The sequence below is a fragment of the Aureimonas fodinaquatilis genome, assembly GCF_008369445.1.
Lineage (GTDB): Bacteria > Pseudomonadota > Alphaproteobacteria > Rhizobiales > Rhizobiaceae > Aureimonas > Aureimonas fodinaquatilis.
In genome coordinates this window covers 86526-106920 of sequence record NZ_VTWH01000005.1, presented here as the reverse complement: position 1 = coordinate 106920, position 20395 = coordinate 86526, and the positions used below count along the sequence as shown (strand labels likewise).

At 56.1% G+C, this 20395-nt stretch carries 17 protein-coding genes; 11 read left to right on the top strand and 6 right to left on the bottom strand.

Translation table 11 applies throughout. The annotated features are described in order from the left end of the window. The first annotated feature begins 14 nt into the window (after window positions 1-14). The 4 genes from FPY71_RS16665 to FPY71_RS16650 all read left to right on the top strand — a co-directional run bounded on the left by FPY71_RS16665 (window position 15) and on the right by FPY71_RS16650 (window position 4331). Complete coding sequence (locus FPY71_RS16665; protein ID WP_149301463.1) at window positions 15-1598, top strand: di-heme oxidoreductase family protein; 1584 nt, start codon at window positions 15-17, stop codon at window positions 1596-1598. Continuing rightward, window positions 1595-2689 carry an imelysin family protein gene (locus tag FPY71_RS16660; protein WP_246160665.1) on the top strand — a complete coding sequence of 365 codons (1095 nt, stop codon included), beginning with the start codon at window positions 1595-1597 and terminating at the stop codon, window positions 2687-2689. The genes FPY71_RS16665 and FPY71_RS16660 overlap by 4 nt, the downstream gene beginning before the upstream one ends. Window positions 2690-2692: 3 nt before the next feature. Next, complete coding sequence (locus FPY71_RS16655) at window positions 2693-3772, top strand: DUF1513 domain-containing protein (RefSeq protein ID WP_246160652.1); 1080 nt, start codon at window positions 2693-2695, stop codon at window positions 3770-3772. 124 nt (window positions 3773-3896) lie between these two features. After that, window positions 3897-4331, top strand: a complete 435-nt coding sequence (locus FPY71_RS16650; protein WP_188052392.1) for a MarR family winged helix-turn-helix transcriptional regulator — start codon at window positions 3897-3899, stop codon at window positions 4329-4331. A gap of 86 nt (window positions 4332-4417) precedes the next feature. Here FPY71_RS16650 and FPY71_RS16645 read toward each other — a convergent pair whose 3' ends face one another. After that, window positions 4418-7897: an indolepyruvate ferredoxin oxidoreductase family protein gene (locus FPY71_RS16645; RefSeq protein WP_246160650.1), complete on the bottom strand. Its 3480-nt coding sequence runs from the start codon at window positions 7895-7897 to the stop codon at window positions 4418-4420. Between the two features lie 169 nt (window positions 7898-8066). Continuing rightward, on the bottom strand, window positions 8067-8522 hold the full coding sequence (locus FPY71_RS16640; RefSeq protein ID WP_149301460.1) for an Lrp/AsnC family transcriptional regulator: 456 nt from the start codon (window positions 8520-8522) through the stop codon (window positions 8067-8069). A 189-nt stretch (window positions 8523-8711) separates the two neighbouring features. Here FPY71_RS16640 and FPY71_RS18790 point away from each other — a divergent pair, with 189 nt between their 5' ends. Together FPY71_RS18790 and FPY71_RS16630 are read left to right on the top strand one after the other, a co-directional pair. After that, window positions 8712-9230 (top strand): serine acetyltransferase, encoded by a 519-nt coding sequence (locus FPY71_RS18790; protein ID WP_149301459.1) that lies wholly within the window; start codon window positions 8712-8714, stop codon window positions 9228-9230. Window positions 9231-9658: 428 nt separating this feature from the next. Next, complete coding sequence (locus FPY71_RS16630) at window positions 9659-9970, top strand: hypothetical protein (protein ID WP_149301458.1); 312 nt, start codon at window positions 9659-9661, stop codon at window positions 9968-9970. A gap of 11 nt (window positions 9971-9981) precedes the next feature. Here FPY71_RS16630 and FPY71_RS16625 read toward each other — a convergent pair whose 3' ends face one another. The 4 genes from FPY71_RS16625 to FPY71_RS16610 all read right to left on the bottom strand — a co-directional run bounded on the left by FPY71_RS16625 (window position 9982) and on the right by FPY71_RS16610 (window position 13698). Then, the gene (locus FPY71_RS16625) at window positions 9982-10920 is read right to left on the bottom strand and encodes a phosphatidate cytidylyltransferase (protein WP_149301457.1); all 939 of its coding nucleotides are present in this window, start codon (window positions 10918-10920) and stop codon (window positions 9982-9984) included. Further along, the gene (locus tag FPY71_RS16620; RefSeq protein ID WP_149301456.1) at window positions 10911-11525 is read right to left on the bottom strand and encodes a lysophospholipid acyltransferase family protein; all 615 of its coding nucleotides are present in this window, start codon (window positions 11523-11525) and stop codon (window positions 10911-10913) included. Before FPY71_RS16620 ends, FPY71_RS16625 begins: the two co-directional genes overlap by 10 nt. Further along, on the bottom strand, window positions 11522-12157 hold the full coding sequence (locus FPY71_RS16615; protein WP_149301455.1) for a CDP-alcohol phosphatidyltransferase family protein: 636 nt from the start codon (window positions 12155-12157) through the stop codon (window positions 11522-11524). The genes FPY71_RS16620 and FPY71_RS16615 overlap by 4 nt, the downstream gene beginning before the upstream one ends. A 140-nt stretch (window positions 12158-12297) precedes the next feature. Beyond that, a complete protein-coding gene (locus FPY71_RS16610) occupies window positions 12298-13698 on the bottom strand; it encodes a dipeptidase (RefSeq protein ID WP_149301454.1) in 1401 nt (466 codons plus the stop codon). Window positions 13699-14289: 591 nt separating this feature from the next. Between FPY71_RS16610 and polA the strand changes: the two genes are divergently transcribed. The 5 genes from polA (at window position 14290) to FPY71_RS16585 (ending at window position 20356) form a co-directional block, all read left to right on the top strand. Then, window positions 14290-17220, top strand: a complete 2931-nt coding sequence (gene polA / locus FPY71_RS16605) for a DNA polymerase I (protein ID WP_149301453.1) — start codon at window positions 14290-14292, stop codon at window positions 17218-17220. Next, window positions 17220-17921: an orotidine-5'-phosphate decarboxylase gene (gene pyrF / locus FPY71_RS16600; RefSeq protein ID WP_149301452.1), complete on the top strand. Its 702-nt coding sequence runs from the start codon at window positions 17220-17222 to the stop codon at window positions 17919-17921. Before polA ends, pyrF begins: the two co-directional genes overlap by 1 nt. Window positions 17922-17944: 23 nt before the next feature. Beyond that, window positions 17945-18244, top strand: coding sequence for a DUF1330 domain-containing protein (locus tag FPY71_RS16595; protein WP_149301451.1), 300 nt, complete (start codon window positions 17945-17947; stop codon window positions 18242-18244). 128 nt (window positions 18245-18372) lie between these two features. Further along, complete coding sequence (locus tag FPY71_RS16590) at window positions 18373-19803, top strand: polyhydroxyalkanoate depolymerase (protein ID WP_246160694.1); 1431 nt, start codon at window positions 18373-18375, stop codon at window positions 19801-19803. A 133-nt stretch (window positions 19804-19936) separates the two neighbouring features. Continuing rightward, window positions 19937-20356 (top strand): DUF2852 domain-containing protein, encoded by a 420-nt coding sequence (locus tag FPY71_RS16585; protein ID WP_149301449.1) that lies wholly within the window; start codon window positions 19937-19939, stop codon window positions 20354-20356. Window positions 20357-20395 lie beyond the last annotated feature (39 nt).

Below are 20395 nucleotides of genomic sequence, written 5' to 3'. Positions count from 1 at the left end.
GCGGCTCATCTGTAATGCAGATAAAAACGCTGATTCTGGCGCCTTGTTTTTTCGGCGCCTTTTTGCTCTGTCCCACTTTGGTCAAAGCCGAAGATTCCGAGCCATTTCCTGCAGTTGCTTGCCGGAGCGATCACAAATGTGAGGATGTACTGGCAGTTTCAGGCAGAACAGACCTGAACCCGAAGGATAAGGCGCGGGTTGAGAAAATTGTCCGACCCGCGAGCGATTTTTCCACGACCGAGCGTTTTGAAGCCATGCAAGGCGGTGCTGCAACCAGCACCGCCATCGTCAATGGCGATGCGTTTTCGCATCCTTCAGCCAACATTACTTTTGCCGAGGAAGAACAATTCAAACTTGGCAATGCGCTTTTCCGTAAGTTCTGGGTGTCATCCCCCTCATCCACTCAGGCGTCTGACGGGCTGGGCCCACTGTTCAATGCGCGCGCCTGCCAAAGCTGCCATTTGAAGGACGGGCGCGGCCATCCTCCAGAAAATTCCGCCGATGCAACGTCCATGTTTCTGCGACTGGCGCGCCCCGCTGCCACACCTGAGGAAGAACAGGCTCTGGCCGACTATCTGCAACTTAATTTTCCCGATCCGGTTTACGGGGAGCAACTGCAGGACCTGGCAGTTGCTGGATTGGCTGGCGAAGGGCGCATGGCAATTTCCTATGAGGAAAGGCCTTTCGAACTGGCGGACGGTGAGATCGTTTCGTTGCGGCATCCTGCATACAGCATCACCGGGCTGAACTATGGCCCGCTGCATCCCGATACGACATTTTCCCCCCGCATTGCCAATCCGATGATTGGCATGGGCCTGATAGAGGCCATACACGAAGCCGACATTCTGGCGCTTGCTGACCCGGAAGATGCGGATCAGGATGGTATTTCCGGCAAAGCGGCCATTGTCCGCGATCACAGGACCGGAGAACTGGCGCTGGGCCGGTTTGGCTGGAAAGCACAGAATGCCAATGTGCGTGATCAAAGCTCCAGCGCGCTGGCGGGAGACATTGGAATTTCCAGCCCGGACGTGCCGCGCCATTACGGGGATTGCACAGCCGCGCAGACCGACTGCCTGACGCGGCCTAACGGTGTGCAGGCGCGGCTCGGCGACACGGAAGCGCCTGACCCGGTCATGGACCTTATCAGCTTCTACTCGGAAAATCTGGCTGTGCCGGCACGGCGCGATGTGGACAATCCGCAGGTTCTGCAAGGCAAGGAACTGTTTTACCAGGCAGGTTGCACCTCGTGCCATCAGCCAAAATTCGTAACAAGGCGTGATGCCGCCAACAAGGCGCAGTCGTTCCAGTTGATCTGGCCTTATTCCGATTTTCTGCTGCATGACATGGGTGAAGATCTGGCCGATGGCCAGCCGGTGGGCGTTGCCAACGGGCGTGAGTGGCGCACACCACCGCTATGGGGAATTGGCTTGACGGAAACGGTGAACAATCACACGTTTTTTCTGCATGATGGCCGGGCGAGAAATCTGACCGAGGCCATACTTTGGCATGGCGGTGAGGCAGAGGCAGCCCGCAACAATTTTGCGCAAATGGTTCGGCAGGAGCGTGAAGCCCTGATCCGCTTTCTGGAGTCGCTATGATGCGCGTCGTCCTCCTGCTTCTCGCCTTTTTCTGGCATGGCACGGCCATTGCACAGGAACAGCCCGTCTCAACTCCGAACGACGCGGCCATTGTTGCGGTGATGGAAAGGGCGGTGGATGATTTTATCCGACCCGGTTACAGAAATTTTTTTCAGGCCAGTGCAGTGCTGGATGAGGCCATGCGAAATCTGTGCTCGGCGCCATCACAAGGCAATCTTGCACAGGCGCGGGACGCTTTTAAAACCACCATCGGCACATGGTCACAGATTGAAATTCTTCGAGTGGGGCCCGCCATTGAGGGGCATCGCTTCGAGCGAATCCTGTATTATCCGGACCGCAAAAGCATTGGTTTGAAGCAGGTGCAGGGCCTTTTGGCCAAGCCGGACCCTGCCGCGACCACTGTGGAAGGGCTGGCCGGTAAAAGTGTGGCTGTGCAGGGCCTGGGCGCTCTGGAGTTTCTGCTCTATGGCACCGGGGCAGATGAACTTGCGCAGCCTCCGGCTGGTTTTCGCTGCCAGTATGGCGCGGCCATTGCCCGGAATATTCACGATATAGCTCATGAGTTGTCAGACGCCTGGGATGACCCGGACGGTATTGCCAGGGACTGGAAAACTCCCGGGCAGCAAAATCCGGAATTTCGCAACGCGCAAGAGGCAATGACCGCGCTTTTGGGCGTTCTTGTGCATGGAGCGGAGGCCGCAAGAGACCAGCGAATTGAAAGTTTTTATCGCGGGCCGGACAGAACGGCCTTCCCCAAACAGGCGCTGTTCTGGCGCAGCGGCAATACATGGGTCATGCTCAGTGGCAACCTGGCCGGCCTGCAGGCACTTTATGACAGTTCGAGAATGGCCGATCTGGTGCCGAATGATTCATTGGGCACCCGTGACTCCATCCACTTTCTCATCAATGCAATGCAGAATACCATCACCACGCTGAACCCGGACATTGAGACAGCGCTGGCAGACAGCGCCCAGCGCGGCAAACTGGATTATCTTCTGCTGAGCTCCAAAGACCTGATCCTGCGGTTTAACGACGAGTTTGGTGGCGCAATTGGCCTTGCCGCCGGATTCTCTTTCTCGGACGGAGACTGACACTTGGCCCGAAGCGCGCTCATTGACCGGCGCAGTTTCATGGCTGCTGCTGGCGCGGCCTTTTTGTCTGCTTTGCCCGACAGGCAATTAATGGCGCTGACTCGCGCTGACGCAGTGTATGCGGCAGGATTTCGCGCTCCCGATGGCTCCTACGGCATTGCAACCGCAACCGAGCGTGGTGAAATCGTTGCACGGATTGCGCTTCCGGCCCGTGCTCATGGTCTTGCAACGTGTCAGGCCACCGGCCGCTGTGCAGCCTTTGCCCGGCGCCCTGGCACCTTTGCAATGATTTTTGATGCGGTGCTCGCAAAGCCAGTCACCATTATCCACACTCCACCGGAGCGCCATTTTTATGGCCATGGCAAGTTTTCGCCTGATGGCCACTTGCTCTACGCCAGTGAAAACCACTTTGCAGAAAATCGCGGCGTTATCGGAGTATACGATGCGCGCAATGACTTTGCGCGGATTGGCGAGCTTGATGCCTATGGTATTGGCACACATGATATGAGCGTGAGCGATGACGGCACACGACTGATTATCGCCAATGGTGGCATTGCCACGCATCCCGATTTCGGTCGCACCAAGCTGAATCTTGACGAAATGCAACCATCGCTTGTGTTGGTGGATGCGCAGAGTGGCGCTCTGGTGCAGAAGCACAGCCTGCCCCCTGCCCTTTCCCGCCTTTCAACCCGCCATATTGATCTGGCAGACAAGGGCCGTATCTGGTTTGCGTGTCAGTATGAAGGGTCACGCAATGATCATCCACCGCTGACCGGCTATTTTGCCGAAGGCGATGATATTCAATTTATCGACCTGCCTGAGCCGGTAACCGAAGCGCTGGGGCATTATATCGGGGCCATCGCTGTCAACCGGCGCGAAAATATCGTCGGACTCGCTTCGCCAAAAGGCGGAACTCTGCTTCTGCTCAACAGCCGGACTGGCGCGATCATTGGTCAACGCAAGATACAGGATGCCGCAGGCGTGGCACCCGCAACCGGCACAATTGCGGCTTCCAGCTATGGCGGACTGCTTGCGCAAACAATCAGCCCTTTGGCCTGGGATCAGCATCTGGTGCGTCTTTAAGTAAATGTTTCAATAGCTTAGCGAAAAACGCCCTGCTTCCGCTCCTCCAAAAGTTGATCTTTTAAATTCAATAATATTGTGCAAATTTCATTCAGGCTTATGCGCGTCTTTCAGGACAAAACCATTGGCACAAAATAAAGATCAAGATCCGCTATCAGACCTGTCGCTGAAACTGCGGTTTAAAAGCCTTGCAAATTTTCTGGAACGTGCGCTCGACGACAAGCTTTTGCCGCTGAATATTTCCGGCAATGAGTGGACCGCACTGCACGCCATTGCACAGGCAGGCAGCATCATGCCCAGTACATTGGCGCAAAAGCTGGGTATGAGCCGAAGCGGTATGTCACGTCTGGTGGAGCGTATGGAGGCAAAGGCGCTGATCAAGCGATCGGGCGATGCTGCTGACCGCCGTGCGCACTGGCTTGCCGCCACGGACCGCGCAAACCAGCTATTGCCGGAATTGCAACAGGCTGAACTGGACACCGCCCGTGAGTGTTTTCAGGAACTGACAAAGCGCGACCGGCAGGATCTGGCGCGAATTCTGCTGCGTCTTGAACCTTAGACGACCTTTCGAAAAACCGTGTCATAAGAGTTTAAAGACTTGGTGCTGGAGCATTCTTCAACAAATGCTCCAGCACTGTGTCCGGTCTATTGCGCCGGTAGCAATGGTTTTTCAGCGACGACCTTAGCGTCCGAAAACAGCCGCAACAATTCATCACGTCGCTTCAAGGCATCTGCGAGCTTGGTTTCCTTCACCGGGCCAAATCCACGCACCTGATCCGGAAGATTCAAAAGCTCAACCGCAATTTCCTTGTTGCCGGAATGGATCGCATCGAAAACTCTGGCGCAATCACCTTCAAATCGAGTGATTGCCGCCCGCTCGCCACGCCGCTCGTGCGTGTAGCCAAAAATGTCCAGCCTGGTGCCACGCAACCCTTTGGCTTTGGCCAGCATCCGGAATACCGGCATGATCCATGGACCGAAGGTGCGTTTCTTCGGGCGACCGTTTGAATCGGTGCCGGTCAGCATTGGCGGCGCCAGATGGAAGTTCAGCCGACGCACTCCGGTGAATTCCTGGGCAATCAGCTTGGCGAAACGGCCATCCGTATAGAGCCGGGCCACTTCATACTCATCCTTGTAGCTCAGCACTTTGGCATAGTTCTGAGCCACAGCGCGCAGCAGACGGCCATGGGCGTCGATGGCTTCGTCCACCTTGGCAGCCTTTTCCACCATGGCCTGATAGCGGTTGGCCAATGCCACATTCTGATAAGAGGTCAGGAACTGAATGCGGCTTTCAATCAGCCGCTCCGTGCTCATTGTTGCCAGATTTTCTTGCGGCACACGGGTGCCGGCAACCATTTCTGCCAGTTTTTGCGGTTCTGCCGCGGCCAGTCGGCCCCAGCCGAATGCGTCAAGATTGGCATTGATGGCCACGCCATTGATGCGGATAGCCTTGACAATCGAGTCGAGTGACAGAGGCACAAGGCCCTGCTGCCAGGCATAACCCAGCATCATGATGTTTGTGGCTATCGCGTCACCGGCAACAACTTCCGCCATCTCGGTGAAGTTGATGAAGTGACTGTCTTTGGACACAGATTTGCGAATGGCGTTGCCCACCAGGGTTCGGCGGAAATCGAAATCCGGATCGCGGACAAACTGGGCAACCGGCGTCAAATGTGTGTTGACCACAGCACGTGTGCGGTCAACCGCCAGAAGGTTCGAACTCTCCTTGGAAGCTGCCACCACATCATCTGCAGCTATCAACAAATCTGCACTGCCGGTTACAATGCGCGGGCAGGCAACGTCCTCTGCCTTTGGACCAAGGCGCACATGGCTGAGAACCGCGCCACCCTTTTGCGCCAGACCTGCCATGTCGAGCAACATGGGCGCCTTGCCATCCAGATGCGCGGCCATGCCCAGAATCGCGCCAATGGTCAGCACACCCGTGCCGCCTACCCCGGTAATGGCGATGTTGTAGGCTCCAGTCAGTTCCGGCACCAAGGGCTCCGGCACTGCCGAAAGATCAAGCTGTCCGCGCGCATTGCGCTTTTTCGGTTTGGCGCCATCCAGCGTAACGAAAGATGGGCAGAAGCCTTTGACGCAGGAATAGTCCTTGTTGCACGAGCTTTGATTGATCTGCCGCTTGCGACCCCAATCCGTCTCAAGTGGTTCCACCGACATGCAGTTGGACTGAACAGAACAATCGCCGCAACCTTCGCACACTGCCGGATTGATCAGCACTCGTGTATCCGGATCGGGCATCAAACCGCGCTTGCGGCGGCGGCGCTTTTCCGCCGCGCAGGTCTGGTCGTAAACAATGGCCGAAACTCCCGGCTGCTCGCGAATTTCGCGCATCACCGCTTCAACTTCATCCCGGTGACGTATCTGTGTGCCGGCAGGAAGCTGCGCCGTGGCGTAGGTGTGTGGCTGTTCCGACACCAGAACTATGGGCGAAACACCTTCCTGATAGAGCTGATGAGTGATTTTGACCGGGTCAAGATTGCCGTCGACCTCCTGTCCCCCGGTCATGGCGACAGCGTCGTTGTACAGCACTTTGTAGGTTGCGTTGACACCGGCTGCCACGGCCTGACGCACCGCCAGAATACCGGAATGGAAATAGGTGCCATCGCCCAGATTGACGAAGACGTGCTTTTCATCGGTGAAGGGAGCAATACCCGCCCATGCAACACCCTCGCCACCCATTTGCGAAAATGTTTCCGACGAACGGCCCATCCAGGTCACCATGAAATGGCAACCAATTCCGGCCAGACCGCGGGAACCTTCCGGAACCTTGGTGGAGGAATTGTGCGGGCAGCCGGAGCAGTAGAACGGCGTGCGCGTCAATGGCGGCACGGTTTGGCGCGACGCATCACGCCTTGCTTTGAAATGCTGTATCCGACGTTCGATGTAATCGCGGTGCTCCGCATCCAGATCGCCCATGGCCAGTATGCGCTCGCCAATAACAATGGCCGCAGTGGCAACAGACAGTTCCTCCGCCAGCGAAAGGACCGGCTTGTCATGGTGATCAAATTTGCCAATGATCCGCGGGCGCACATCCGCGCGCCAGTTGAACAACTGCTGCTTGATCTGGTTTTCAATGATTTCCCGCCGCTCTTCAATGACGAGAATTTCCTCAAGCCCGACAGAAAATTCACGAACGCCCGCGGGCTCCAGCGGCCAGGGCATACCAACCTTGTAAAGCCGCAGCCGGGCACGATGCGCCGTATCTTCATCCACGCCCAGTTCACGCAGCGCCTGACGCACGTCTTCATAGGCCTTGCCTGAGGCAATAATGCCAAGACGCGCATTGTCGGAATCAAGCGTTACGCGGTCCAGCCGGTTGGCGCGGGCAAAGGCAATCGCAGCATATGCCTTATAGGTTTGCAGCCGGTTGTCCTGCATCCACCGGTCATCCGGAACACGCAGGTTCAGCCCATCGGCCGGCAATTCAAAATCGGTCGGAATGACAAATTGTCTCTGTTCGCCGGAAAGGTCCACCGACGCTGTGGTTTCCACCGTGTCGGCAATCACCTTCATGCCGACCCAGCAGCCTGAATAGCGCGACATGGCGATTCCGGCGAGACCAAACTCGACAAATTCGTGAATGGAGGAAGGGTAGAGCATTGGCATGACCGCCGCCATGAAAGCGTGGTCGGACTGATGCGGAACGGTGGAAGATTTGGCACCGTGATCATCACCCGCAATGGCCAGCACACCGCCATGGCGCGCAGACCCGGCCGCATTGGCATGCTTGAACACGTCTCCGGACCGGTCCACGCCCGGCCCCTTGCCGTACCAGATGCCCACGACACCGTCTTTTTTGAAGCCTGGCGAAACGCCAGCCTGCTGCGAACCCCAAACGGCGGTGGCTGCCAGGTCTTCATTGATGCCGGGCTGGAACACCACGCCTTCGCTGGCCAATACTGAGCGGCTTTTGAACAATTGCTGGTCATAGCCACCCAAAGGAGATCCGCGGTAACCCGAAATGAAGGCACCGGTGTTCAGCCCTGCCGCCCGATCCCGCCGCATCTGCACCAATGGCAAGCGCACAAGCGCCTGTGTGCCGCTCATAAACACCTGCCCATCGGTGGCAGAATATTTACGGTCGAGTTCTCCTGTATCGGCCATGGCCATACCTCCCGTGTCGTTTGGGCGGCGGGTATGCCCCGCGCTTCTCTCAAACGATTCTAACTGAAGTGTTAGATGAGAACTTTTCTTGTTTTTGGAAGAGAACCCCCGCTATGTAGGACACCAATCCTATTGATAATACCATTTATAGGATAAAATCGCATTATGTTTAAATTGGTAACGGGCCACCGCTCTTTGCTTTGCGCAGCACCACTGTCGAATTCATTTCCGCAATGTGGGGCAGTTTGGACAATTTGGTTTTCAAAAGAGTCTCAAAGCTTTCTGTATCGCGCGTCAGTATTGTCAGCACGAAATCATAGCGACCAGTGACAAGGTAGCAGTCCACAATATCACGCATTTCATGTGCCGCCTTTTCAAAGGCCTCCAGGGCCACCTCGTCCTGCCGGCTCAGCTTGATCATCGTCATCACCGTCACTCCAAGGCCAATTGCCTTTTCATTAATCCGATAACGACGCTCGCCCAGTATCCCTTCGGCCTGCATCCGGCGGATGCGGCGCCAGCAGGGCGTGTGGCTCAAACCAGCCGCACGACCGATGCTCTCAACCGAGCCTTCCGGGTCATCCTGCATGGCGCGCAATATTCGCAGATCCGTCGCATCCAGCATCACGCCTCGTTCCTTGTGTCATTCCAATTGCTGCTTGTCATTTGCGGCAGAATCCTAATGAGCCTCGACAATACCGTAAAAAGTTGCATGGACTCACCTTGCACCTTGTGCATTCTGGCACGAAAATTCCTGTTCATGCGGCAATTCCCAACCCGCGTTTTTACCCTGCCGTCAAAGAGTGAGCCCATTATGCCAGACGCACGTCACACGGAAGAGATTTCCGCAACAGAACCGGACTGGAGCAGGGAAAAGCCGTCTCGCCTGTGGGACCCTTCACGCCGATTGCTGCGCACTGTACGCCGCCACCAGGCATTGCGACAGAAACGAGGGGTTGGTGCTGCCATCGCGCGCCGATGGTGGGTGCTGGAACATCGATTCTGGACAGTTATCACCCAGGCCGAAATTCAGCTTGGCACTGACATCGGTGGTGGTTTGCTCCTGCCGCATCCAAACGGCATTGTTCTGCATCCCGATGCCGTCATTGGTGCCAACTGCCTGATCCTGCAACAAGTAACGCTTGCGATCGGTCCAAACGGCGCACCCCGGCTTGCCGGCCATGTTGATATTGGCGCAGGTGCTAAGATCATTGGTGGCGTTACAATTGGCGAACACGCGGTTATTGGCGCAAATGCTGTTGTCACGCGCGATATTCCACCGGGGGCCATTGCTGCCGGCGTACCCGCGCGCGTCATCCGCATGAAGATGTAAGACATCTTTTCAACTTGCTTACACCCATGGTTATCGACGGGTTGAAGTGCAACCTCTGCAATCCGTCAATATCCGACGAAACTTATCAACGCCCGCATTCCGGCAGGAAGACAATCAACCGAAACGCGTCTTTTCTCAAATCAACTTCGAATTGTATACCAAGATCAAATTGCACAATAGTAAGATAATAATTTTTTTTAATTAATTCCCATATGATCATTGTGCGAAAAATTTCATCATCATGTTAAAAATCTTGATCGCCGGATATTGGCACGTCTTTGATCACTGATTTTTTCGACACAACTCTGATATCCGCCAATTTTAGACTTGATGCGGCGTGTTGTCGCAGTTTATACTTTTGATTGAGTTTTTAGGGAGAATATCGTTACTAATTTAGATGATATCTTTTTAAGGCAAGGTGAGACAGAATGATGTGGTCACTGATTGAAACAAGCGCAGAAGCGAGGGAGATGTTTCATGATTGGATTTCAGCAACTTACGAGAATGCTGCCTTTGAAGCAGCCATGGAGTTTCCGCTGGCCGAAGCCGTCAACAGGGCAATTGAAATCACGGTGAAGACACTGGAAAATCACGATGCGCCGGACGATTTCGTCGTTGCAATCCGCGCGTCACTGATCAGCGAAAGAAAGGCTCTGATCTACACCCTGTCCCAGGCTGTCTGCATCATACCCGTTTCAAGATCACAGGAAGGGCAGGAACTGCGTCAGTGTCGAGCTTAGGGCCATTCATTTCACGACACAAAAAAGTAGTTCGTCAGATGAAAAAACAACGGTGCGGAATAGCTGACCGAATCCATTCTATCCAGCGCGCCGCCATGACCCTCGATCATCCTGCCCCAGTCTTTCGCACCCATTGAACGCTTGACCGCTGATAAAACCAACCCGCCACAAAAGCCCGCCATAACGATGGCAAACGCCATGCCCGCTGCCTGTAAAGGCGAAAATGGCGTAATCCAGAACAGGCACGCTCCCAACAGAATTGCCGCCAGCCCACCCCCGACAAAGCCTTCTACAGTTTTATTGGGGCTGACCACAGGCGCGATCTTGTGCCGGCCAAAGAGTTTTCCAAACACATATTGCAGGACATCGCTGGCCTGAACGACAAAGATCAGGAAAAACAGGAGCAGGACTTCTTTTCCGGCATAGCCCGGAATATCCAGCAAAAGCAGAGCAGGGGCATGGCTGATGCAATAAACTGTCAGCATCAGGGCCCACTGCACTTTTGACGTGCGCTCCAGAAACCCGGCGGTTTCCTGTTTCAATGCTGCCAGCGCCGGTAGAAGCAGGAATGCATAAACCGGGATGGCAATGCTGAACAGGGTTTGCCAATCAATGCCGATGAGAATGTATTGCAGCGGCAGGAAGACATAAAAGGCGAACGCCAGAGCCGAATGATCAGCTGGCAGCGTGGGAGTCAACGAAATGAACTCTCGCAAGCAGTAAAATGACGTCAATGCAAACAGCACAAGAGTCACCGTCTGGCCAAAAGCGAATGCCGCTGAAAGCACTGCAACCATAACCCACCAGGAACGAATGCGCTGGTTGAGGTTTGCTGCAGTTGCCACTGCTTCAGGGCTTTTCGCCCTTGTTGCAGCAACACGGCCAATCAACGTCGCGGCGGTCAGCAGAACAACCAGACCGCCCACCAGCCAGACCAGGGTCATGTCCATGCCGCATCTCCCGAAAGATCAGTTACGGCCTGTCTGGCCCTTTCCAGAAAATCTTCCTTGGACTCATCTGGCAGAAGTTGCATCGCCGGGCCAAAGCGGACCCGGCAAGAAACCGGGATTGGCAAAAATGCGCCACGTGGAAAAGCCCGTGACAAATTCTCGAGATAAACCGGAATGAGTTCTGTTTGCGGATGGTTGAGAGCCAGCCGGTACAAGCCGCTTTTGAATGGGCCGGGCAGCGCCTGCGAGCCACGGGTCCCTTCCGGAAAAATGATCAGAGAATCCCCGCGTTGCAGTTCGTCTTCCAGCGGTTTCAAAACATCAACACCGGAAGCCTGACCGCGTCTATCCACCAGCACGGAGCCTAGAATGCCGATCGCAATGTAGCGTGTCAGGCGGTTGCGGCCCCAATAATCTGCCGCAGCAACTGGATGTGTTGTTGCACGATGTCCTGCCGGTATGGCCGCCCAAAGCAACACAGTGTCCAGATGACTGCCGTGATTGGCAAAGTAAATGCGCGAGCGGGATGACGGTGCGCTGCCATGCCATTCAGGTTGCCCGCCAACCAGAAAACGCGCCAATCCAACCAATAAACCGCCGATCATTGCCCTTGCTCTCGAAGGCCTGAGGCAATTGCACTGAGCCGCCGCACACAGGTTATGGCTGTTCCAAACAGTATAGCGGCTAGCGCGATCTGAATGGTGTAAAGAGTTCCATTGAAGCTGACTTCAAAAAAAGCCAGCACTGCACCGGCTGTCAGAACCGCCATGCGATGAGGCTTGGCCATTGGGCCGCGATAGTCCTGGCCCAGACCAAGCGAAGCGCCGAATGCTCTGACATAGGCCGTGGCAACCGCCCCGATGGCCGCAAGATAGCCCAGTTCCGGAAGCAGGGCGGCATAGCCGCACCCGATCAGCAGCAAACAATCCTCAACCCTGTCAGGAGCCTCGTTGTACAGTGCACCCGTTGGAGAGTGCCGGCCACCCTCCACCGCAACCATGCCATCCAGCAGATTGCACAGAAGCCGCAACTGAACCATGACTGCCGCTACTAGAAACAGCCATGGCGTCATTGGCGCAAAAGCCAGCAATGCTGCGCCGATAGCGGCAAAGCCGATGCCGAAAAGCGAAATCATATTGGGCGTTATCGGAGTGGCAAGCAGCAGGCGCGCCAGCCTGTTTGCCCATCCCGTATTGCGTGAGGCCAAGGGCCGACGCTGTTGCGACTGCTGAACCATTGGGTGAAGCCACCTTTCGCCGGAACAAGATTTCCTTTGTTCCGGCGTAATTGAAAGATGCAGAGAGTTAAACCCTTGATTGAAGTTTAAAGCACTTTGCGTTGAAACGGCACCGTTTCAACGGCAGGGCAGTGCCTTGCTCAATCGACATCTGCCTGAGCCAGCGCATGAAGCACCCTTGCCCACGACCGTTGACCGTGATGGAAGGATGTCATTTCATATTTTTCATTGGGCGAATGTATCCGATCATCGCCATGACCAAATCCGATCAGCAATGAGGGCATGGACAAGCGTTTGCGGAACTCTCCTACCACGGGGATGGAACCACCCATGCCGATCATCACGGCGGGATTTGGCCATTCATCCGACAATGCCTTCCGGGCGACTGTCAGCAACGGAGAGTCAAACGGCAATTGTATCGCGCCTGAACCGCCATGTTCATGAAACTCGACCCGGCAGTCGGCAGGAATCCTTGCTTTGACAAATTCCCGGAAGGTCTGCCTTACCACTTGCGGGTCCTGATCAAAGACCAGCCGGAATGAAACCTTGGCGCGCGCCTGGGCTGGAATGACGGTTTTGAAGCCCTGCCCCGTATACCCGCCTTCAATTCCGTTCACCTCTGCGGTTGGCCGCGACCACGTCTGCTCCAGAACCGAACGGCCTTTTTCTCCGGCCGGAATTGAAAGCCCGACACCCCCGAGAAATTCTTGTTCGGAAAATCCCAGATTGTTCCAGATTTCGCGGACATCCGCGGGCAGATCACGAACGGCATCGTAAAAGCCCGGCAGCGTGACCCGGCCATCTTCATCGTGCAGTTCAGCCAGAATTTTTGCCAGAATATGAATTGGATTGGCCGCCGCCCCGCCATAATAACCCGAATGCAGGTCCATGGATGCAGCGCTGACAACAACTTCCTCCCCCACAAGGCCGCGCAGCCCTGTGGAGATAGCCGGTGTGGTTCTGTCCCACATATTGGTGTCGCAAATCAGCGCAACGCCGGCCGACAACTCTTCCCGGTTCTCTTCCAGGAAGGGAATGAGCGATGGTGAACCCGACTCCTCCTCTCCCTCCAGAAAGATTGTCACACGGCAAGGCAATGTACCGGTTTCAGCAATATATGCGCGGCAGGCTTCAACAAAGGTCATCAACTGGCCTTTGTCATCGGCCGAGCCGCGCCCGGTTATCCGCTTCGATCCATCCGGCATGGTGACAATCTGCGGATCGAACGGCGCGTTGTCCCACAGGTCTACCGGATCGACTGGCTGAACGTCATAATGGCCGTAAAATAGGACATGTGGCGCATCCGCCCCGGCACCCGTGTGGTGCGCAATGACCATCGGATGGCCCGCCGTTTCCCGCACCGAGGCATCAAATCCAAGATCGAGCAGATCGGCCACCAGCCACTCGGCGGCCGCGCGGCAATCTGCGGCAAATGCCGGATCGGTGGAAATCGACGGAATGCGAAGAAGCGCTTTCAAGCGCTCGACTGATGTGTCGAGATTGCGGTCGAGATTGGAGAGCACATTATCCAGACTGGCCATTCAGACAGATCCTTTCTTCCAGACAGAAGGCAGTGACGTGTCTATAGCAATATTGGAGAGGGTGCGTAGCGGTTTTGTGCAAGCATGGTGCGCTATTGCAAACCGGCAACAGAGATTAAAATTTTGTTAAAAATATAGGTAAAATAATAAAAAAGAGCCGTCGCGGACTGGAGGGGGATTGTCGCGACGGCTCTCTCTGCATTAAGCGGATACCCGAGAGGGGGGTTGGGGCATCCACTCATCTATTCGGCACAAAAGCGGGGGACGAGCTCTGGCCGAACACGACGCTATTCGTCGCGTCGTTGGTAGTAAAATGCGCCTTCCCTGTCGTTGGTTCAAGGGCGCGCGATCACGCTTTCGTGAAAATTCATATTACGGTTTGGTAACCCAATCTTTCCGACCTTGGACGGATTGTATAAGCTGTTGTTTTTAAAGCTAAATTTCTAGTCAAGCCTCATCTCTTCTTCAATTTTCAACAATGTTAAAATTTAGTAAGCCTTTAGAAGTAGGCCGATTCCATGGCAGCTTCAGGCCTGAAGCTTTTCAACGACACACATGGACAAGGTTGATGCAGCGCGATAGGAGCGTTTCATGCAAAAGGGCGATCACCTCTTCCTCGTCGATGGCTCGGCCTATATTTTCCGGGCCTACCACGCGTTACCACCCCTCACCCGCAAGTCGGATGGCATACCTGTGGGGGCTGTGTCCGGTTTCTGCAACATGCTGTGGAAGCTTCTGGAAGAGTCACGCGACACGTCTGTGGGGGTGGCGCCAACGCATTTTGCGGTGATTTTTGACCACTCCTCCACAACCTTTCGCAATGCGCTTTATGATGGGTACAAAGCCAACCGCCCGCCTCCGCCAGAGGATCTGGTGCCGCAGTTTGCCCTGATCCGCGAAGCGGTGCGCGCTTTTGACCTTCCATGCATTGAAAAGCAGGGCTTTGAAGCCGACGACCTGATTGCAACCTATGCCAGACAGGCGCAGGAATCGGGCGGCGACGTGACAATTGTTTCATCAGACAAGGACCTGATGCAGCTGGTTGGCCCTAACGTCACGCTGTACGATCAAATGAAGGACAAACGTCTCGGCCCCGCCGAAGTGCTGGAAAAATTTGGCGTCCTGCCGGAAAAAATGATCGACCTGCAGGCGCTGGTCGGTGACGCATCGGACAATGTGCCGGGTGTTCCGGGAATTGGGCCCAAGACGGCCGCGCAGCTTCTTGAAGAGTTTGGCGACCTGGAAACTCTGCTGGAGCGCGCCGGAGAGATCAAGCAGGCAAAACGGCGGGAGAATCTTCTGGCCTTTGCCGAACAGGCCCGCCTTTCCAAACGTCTGGTTACACTGGAAATCAATACGCCGCTGGATGTGCCGTTGGCTGACTTTGCCGTGCGCGATCCGGAGGCGGACAAGCTGATTGGCTATCTGAAAGCCATGGAATTCACCACGCTGACACGGCGGGTTGCAGCGCGCCTCGGCGCCGATGCGGCATTGGTGGCAACGCAGCAGATTGACGTTTCAGAACCTGCCCGCGGCCCTGACCTGGATGCCGCGACCAAACCGGCGCCGGATGCCAGGCCTGTTGGCGCCACACTGAACCTGACACCGGCGACGCTTGCTGCCGGGCGTGGTGAGGCAATGGCGGCGCTGGCCTTTGACCGCACGGCCTATGCAACCATACGCGATGTGGAAACGCTGGATCGCTGGATCGCGCGGGCCTATGAAACCGGCTTTCTGGCATTTGACGTTGAAACAAGCGCACTGGATGCCATGCATGCCGACCTTATCGGCCTGTCTTTTGCAGTGGCGCCCGGCGAGGCCGCCTATGTGCCGATTGGTCACGTGGCCGCAAATTCCGGCGATCTTCTGGGCGACAGCGAAGCCGACCGCGCAGCGCTGGGCATGCAGCTTGCCGAAACGGCTGTTCTGGAAAAGTTGCGCCCCGTGCTCACGGACCGTTCAGTTCTGAAAATCGGTCAGAACTTCAAGTATGACTATCTGGTCATGCTGCGCCGGGGCATCGCCATTCAGCCTTTTGACGACACAATGCTGATCTCTTACGCGCTGGACGCCTCGTCCTCGCTGGAAGGTCACGGCATGGATGAGCTGTCAGAAAGATTTCTGGGCCATAAGCCTATCAGCTACAAAGATTTGTGCGGCAGCGGCAAAGGTATGAAGGCCATAGCCGCCTGCGCAATCGACAAGGTTACGGAATATGCGGCAGAAGATGCCGATGTAACCTTGCGGCTCTGGCAGGTGCTGAAACCGCGCCTCGCAGCCGAGGGCCTGGTTCATGTGTATGAGCGACTGGAACGGCCGCTGGTTCCGGTACTTTCCCGCATGGAAGAACGCGGCATTCGGGTGGACCGGCAGATATTGTCACGGCTTTCCGGCAATTTCGCCCAGAAAGCTGCTGGGCTGGAAGAAGAAATTCACCGATTGGCCGGTGAGAATTTCAACCCGGGGTCACCAAAGCAACTGGGTGAAATTCTGTTCGGCAAGCTGGGTCTGCCCGGTGGCAAACGCACTCGCACAGGGCAATGGTCCACCGATGCCCGCACGCTGGAAGATCTGGCGGCAGAGGGCCATGACCTTCCGCGCAAGATTGTCGACTGGCGGCAGATTACCAAGCTGAGAGGCACGTATACGGACGCCCTGCCGCTGCATATGGACCCTGCCGGGCGTATCCACACGTCCTATTCCATGGCTTCCACCACAACCGGTCGCTTGTCATCGTCCGAACCCAACCTGCAGAATATTCCGGTGCGCACAGAAGAAGGCCGTGCCATTCGCACTGCCTTTGTTGCAGCCCCGGGATTTCAACTCGTGTCGGCCGATTACAGCCAGATTGAGCTGCGCATTCTGGCGCATATTGCCGACATCACCCAATTGAAAACGGCATTCCAGCAGGGCATCGACATTCACGCCATGACCGCTTCGGAAATGTTCGGCGTGCCGGTGGAAGGTATGGAACCGGCGGTTCGCCGCCGGGCCAAGGCCATCAATTTCGGCATTATCTACGGAATATCGGCTTTTGGTCTTGCAGCGCAGCTTTCCATACCTCGGGAAGAAGCAGGGCTTTACATCCGACGGTACTTTGAGCGTTTCCCGGGCATTCGCGCTTACATGGACGAAACCAAAGCGCGCGCCAAGGCCGACGGCTATGTGGAAACCCTGTTTGGCCGGCGTGCGCACTATCCGGATATCCGCCACGCCAACGCCTCTGTTCGGGCCTTTAACGAGCGCGCCGCCATAAACGCACCGATTCAAGGCACAGCGGCAGATATTATCCGCCGCGCCATGGTGCGGATGGAGCCAACACTGGCGCAGCAGCGGCTTTCCGCAGCCATGCTGCTGCAGGTGCATGACGAATTGATTTTTGAAGTGCCTGAAGACGAGGTTGCCGCAACCATTCCTGTTATCCGGCACGTCATGGAGCAGGCTGCAGATCCTGCAGTTCAATTGTCCGTGCCACTGGTGGTGGATGCGCGGGCAGCAACAAACTGGGATGAGGCACATTGATGGTGCAAAGCACACAGGCGATTGCCGATGACCGCCTGATTGTCGGGCTGGACCTGCCGGACCGGGCAGCCGCTCAGGCCATGGTGGAACTTCTGGGCGACAGCGTGAGCTACTACAAGATTGGCTTTCAACTGGCGCTGGCAGGCGGGCTGCCGCTGGTCCGTGAGTTGGCAGATGCCGGCAAAAAAGTCTTTCTCGACATGAAGCTGCTGGACATTGCCAATACCGTGGAAAAAGGCGTGGAAAGCGCACTTGGCCTTGGTGCTTCCATGCTGACAATCCACGCTTATCCGCAGGTCATGCGCGCCGCTGCAAAGGCTGCTCAGGGAACAGACCTTACGGTGCTCGGTGTGACCGTGCTGACCTCGATGAATGATGCGGATCTGACCGAGGCCGGTTACTCTGTCACCGTGTCTGAACTGGTGGCACAGCGCGCGCGGCAGGCACAGGAAGCGGGAATTGGCGGTCTGGTTGCCTCTGCTGAAGAAGCCGGCGCCATACGCAACATTGTCGGTCCGCATATGGCCTTGGTGACGCCGGGCATTCGCCCCGCTTTTGCCAGCGCTGATGATCAGAAGCGCATCGTCACTCCTGCCGATGCACTGGCGCGCGGTGCCTCACATCTGGTTGTCGCACGCCCGGTTCTGCGTGCGCAAAATCCACGAGAGGCTGTGGCCGCCATACTTGCTGAAATGCGATAGAAACCTCAGGGGAGAGTGCTGTAATGCCGAAAGCTTATTGGATTGCCCGCGCCGATGTTCGTGATCATGAGCGGTACAAAGACTATGTCACAACCTCTTCCCCAGCCTTTGAACGGCATGGTGCAAAGTTTCTGGTGCGCGGCGGCGCATTTCATGAGCTGGAAGGTGCGGCCCGCAGCCGCAATGTGGTTATTGAATTTCCAAGCGTGGAAGATGCTCTCGCATGCTTCAACAGCCCTGAATATCAGGAAGCACTGGCAATCCGGCGTGAAGTGGCCGAGGCTGAACTGATCATTGTCGAGGGTGTCGAACCGGTCGTCTGAATCTGAAAGATTGACGTATTGCTTTCAGAGGATCATTTTGCACCTGCGAAATGCGCGTCATAGTGCGGCTATCGCTCTATGGTCGCTCACGAAACGCAGGGGTATGTCACTTGTACCAGCTTTATGAAATGAACCACGCCATGCTAGCGCCCTATCGCGCCGTGGCAGAGGCGACGCGCAGTTTTTACCAGAACCCGCTCAACCCGTTGTCGCGCACGCATTTTGGCCGCACAACGGCTGCGATGGCGGAGCTGTTCGAGCGTTCCACGCGCATTTACGCAAAGCCGGAATTTGGCATTGACGAGGCGTTTGTGGGCGGTGCACGTGTGGCAGTGCAACAGACCACCGTCTGGCAAAAGCCCTTTGCTCGTCTGCTGCATTTCGCAAGAGATCTTCCAGCCGAACGCAAGCCGGACCCAAGGGTGCTGATTGTTGCGCCAATGTCGGGCCACTACGCCACTCTGCTCCGCGGCACAGTGGAAGCCCTGCTGCCATCGGCTGACGTTTATATCACCGATTGGGAAGATGCCCGGCAGGTTCCATTGTCAGACGGTCAGTTCGATCTTGATGACTACGTGGATTATGTCATTGAAATGATTCGCCATCTTGGGCCGGACACCCATGTCATGGCCGTCTGCCAGCCTGCGGTGCCTGTTTTGATGGCCGTTGCGCAGATGGCGAAATGGAATGACCCCGCACAGCCATCCTCAATGATTCTGATGGGTGGGCCGATTGATACACGGGTGAACCCGACTGCAGTGAACCGGTTGGCCGAGCAAAAAGGCATCGACTGGTTCCGTGAACACGTGATTATGAAAGTTCCGTTCCCACAGCCGGGATTCTTGCGGGATGTTTATCCCGGATTCTTGCAGCTCTCCGGCTTCATGTCGATGAACCTTGACCGCCACCTTATCGCGCATAAGGATTTCTATTGGCACCTGGTCAAGGATGATGGTGACGGGGCCGACAAACACCGGGCATTTTACGATGAATATCTGGCTGTCATGGATCTGACGGCTGAATTCTACCTGCAAACGGTGGAAGAGGTTTTCATCAAGCACTCACTGCCCAAAGGCGAAATTTTGCACCGCGGCGAAAGAGTGGATGCCAAGGCCATTCTGGAAACGGCCCTAATGACAGTCGAGGGCGAGAATGATGACATTTCGGGCCTTGGTCAGACAAAGGCTGCGCAAGATCTGTGCGTGAACATTCCTGACGACATGCGGGTTCATTATATGCAGCCGCGCGTTGGCCATTACGGCGTGTTCAATGGCTCCCGGTTCCGCGCGGATATTTGCCCGCGCATTGTGGATTTCATGTTGACACATGGCCAGCCCGCCAGGGAATGGCGCGCCGAAAAGGCACGCAAGCAGGCTGCTGACGAGCAAAAGCAGGCTGAGGCCAGAGCCAGGGCCGAAGCGCAAGCACAGACGCTGGTTGCCGACAAGAAAATTGCCGCAGAGAAGGCGGTTGATGACAAGCCCGCTGAAACGCCGCAAAAGCCAGCGTCACGCGCCGCCCCCAAGCGCACACCGTCGACTCGCGGGCGCCGACGCTGAACGCGGGCAAGGATTGTGTCGAGATTTTTCTTTGAAGAATCTCAACACGCTGATTGAACAAGGCAATCTGAATTCCCATCTCAGATGAGAGGCGGCATGACGCCGCCCTTCCTCTTACGATGGAGCCTGCCTTATGACCTCGCAAGCCTTGATCCGACCGGCGTGGACGCCAGCCACCATCGCGCTGATGGTGCTCGGATTCATCGTTTACTGGCCACTCGGTCTTGCTGTCCTTGCGTATATTTTGTGGGGTGATCGTCTGGAAGCATTTCGCTCCGACGTGAGTCGCTCGACAGACCGGGTTATGTGCGGTTTTCGCCGCTCGAAAGCCAATGTGCCGTTTGCCGCCAGCCGGACCGGCAATGTCGCGTTTGATGACTGGCGCGACCAGGAGCTGGCACGGCTGGATGCCGAGCGCCAGCGGCTGGACGATGCCCGCAACGAGTTTGAAACCTATGCCCGCGAGTTGCGGCGCGCCAAAGACAAAGAAGAGTTTGACCGCTTCATGCGGGATCGCAACAAAAACGACGGCAATGTTGTCGATGTAAGCTAGCTTGCGTATACTCGTTCTGAATGGAAGCCGTGGCGCATT

Coding starts and splice junctions, on each gene's coding strand:
- polA (WP_149301453.1), top strand. CDS start 14,290: ATGCAAAAGGGCGATCACCTCTTCCTCGTCGATGGCTCGGCCTATATT.
- FPY71_RS16665 (WP_149301463.1), top strand. CDS start 15: ATGCAGATAAAAACGCTGATTCTGGCGCCTTGTTTTTTCGGCGCCTTT.
- FPY71_RS16610 (WP_149301454.1), bottom strand. CDS start 13,698: ATGGCCAGTCTGGATAATGTGCTCTCCAATCTCGACCGCAATCTCGAC.
- FPY71_RS16645 (WP_246160650.1), bottom strand. CDS start 7,897: ATGGCCGATACAGGAGAACTCGACCGTAAATATTCTGCCACCGATGGG.
- FPY71_RS16590 (WP_246160694.1), top strand. CDS start 18,373: ATGAACCACGCCATGCTAGCGCCCTATCGCGCCGTGGCAGAGGCGACG.
- FPY71_RS16630 (WP_149301458.1), top strand. CDS start 9,659: ATGATGTGGTCACTGATTGAAACAAGCGCAGAAGCGAGGGAGATGTTT.
- FPY71_RS18790 (WP_149301459.1), top strand. CDS start 8,712: ATGCCAGACGCACGTCACACGGAAGAGATTTCCGCAACAGAACCGGAC.
- FPY71_RS16585 (WP_149301449.1), top strand. CDS start 19,937: ATGACCTCGCAAGCCTTGATCCGACCGGCGTGGACGCCAGCCACCATC.
- FPY71_RS16620 (WP_149301456.1), bottom strand. CDS start 11,525: ATGATCGGCGGTTTATTGGTTGGATTGGCGCGTTTTCTGGTTGGCGGG.
- FPY71_RS16595 (WP_149301451.1), top strand. CDS start 17,945: ATGCCGAAAGCTTATTGGATTGCCCGCGCCGATGTTCGTGATCATGAG.
- FPY71_RS16640 (WP_149301460.1), bottom strand. CDS start 8,522: ATGCTGGATGCGACGGATCTGCGAATATTGCGCGCCATGCAGGATGAC.
- FPY71_RS16625 (WP_149301457.1), bottom strand. CDS start 10,920: ATGGACATGACCCTGGTCTGGCTGGTGGGCGGTCTGGTTGTTCTGCTG.
- FPY71_RS16660 (WP_246160665.1), top strand. CDS start 1,595: ATGATGCGCGTCGTCCTCCTGCTTCTCGCCTTTTTCTGGCATGGCACG.
- FPY71_RS16615 (WP_149301455.1), bottom strand. CDS start 12,157: ATGGTTCAGCAGTCGCAACAGCGTCGGCCCTTGGCCTCACGCAATACG.
- pyrF (WP_149301452.1), top strand. CDS start 17,220: ATGGTGCAAAGCACACAGGCGATTGCCGATGACCGCCTGATTGTCGGG.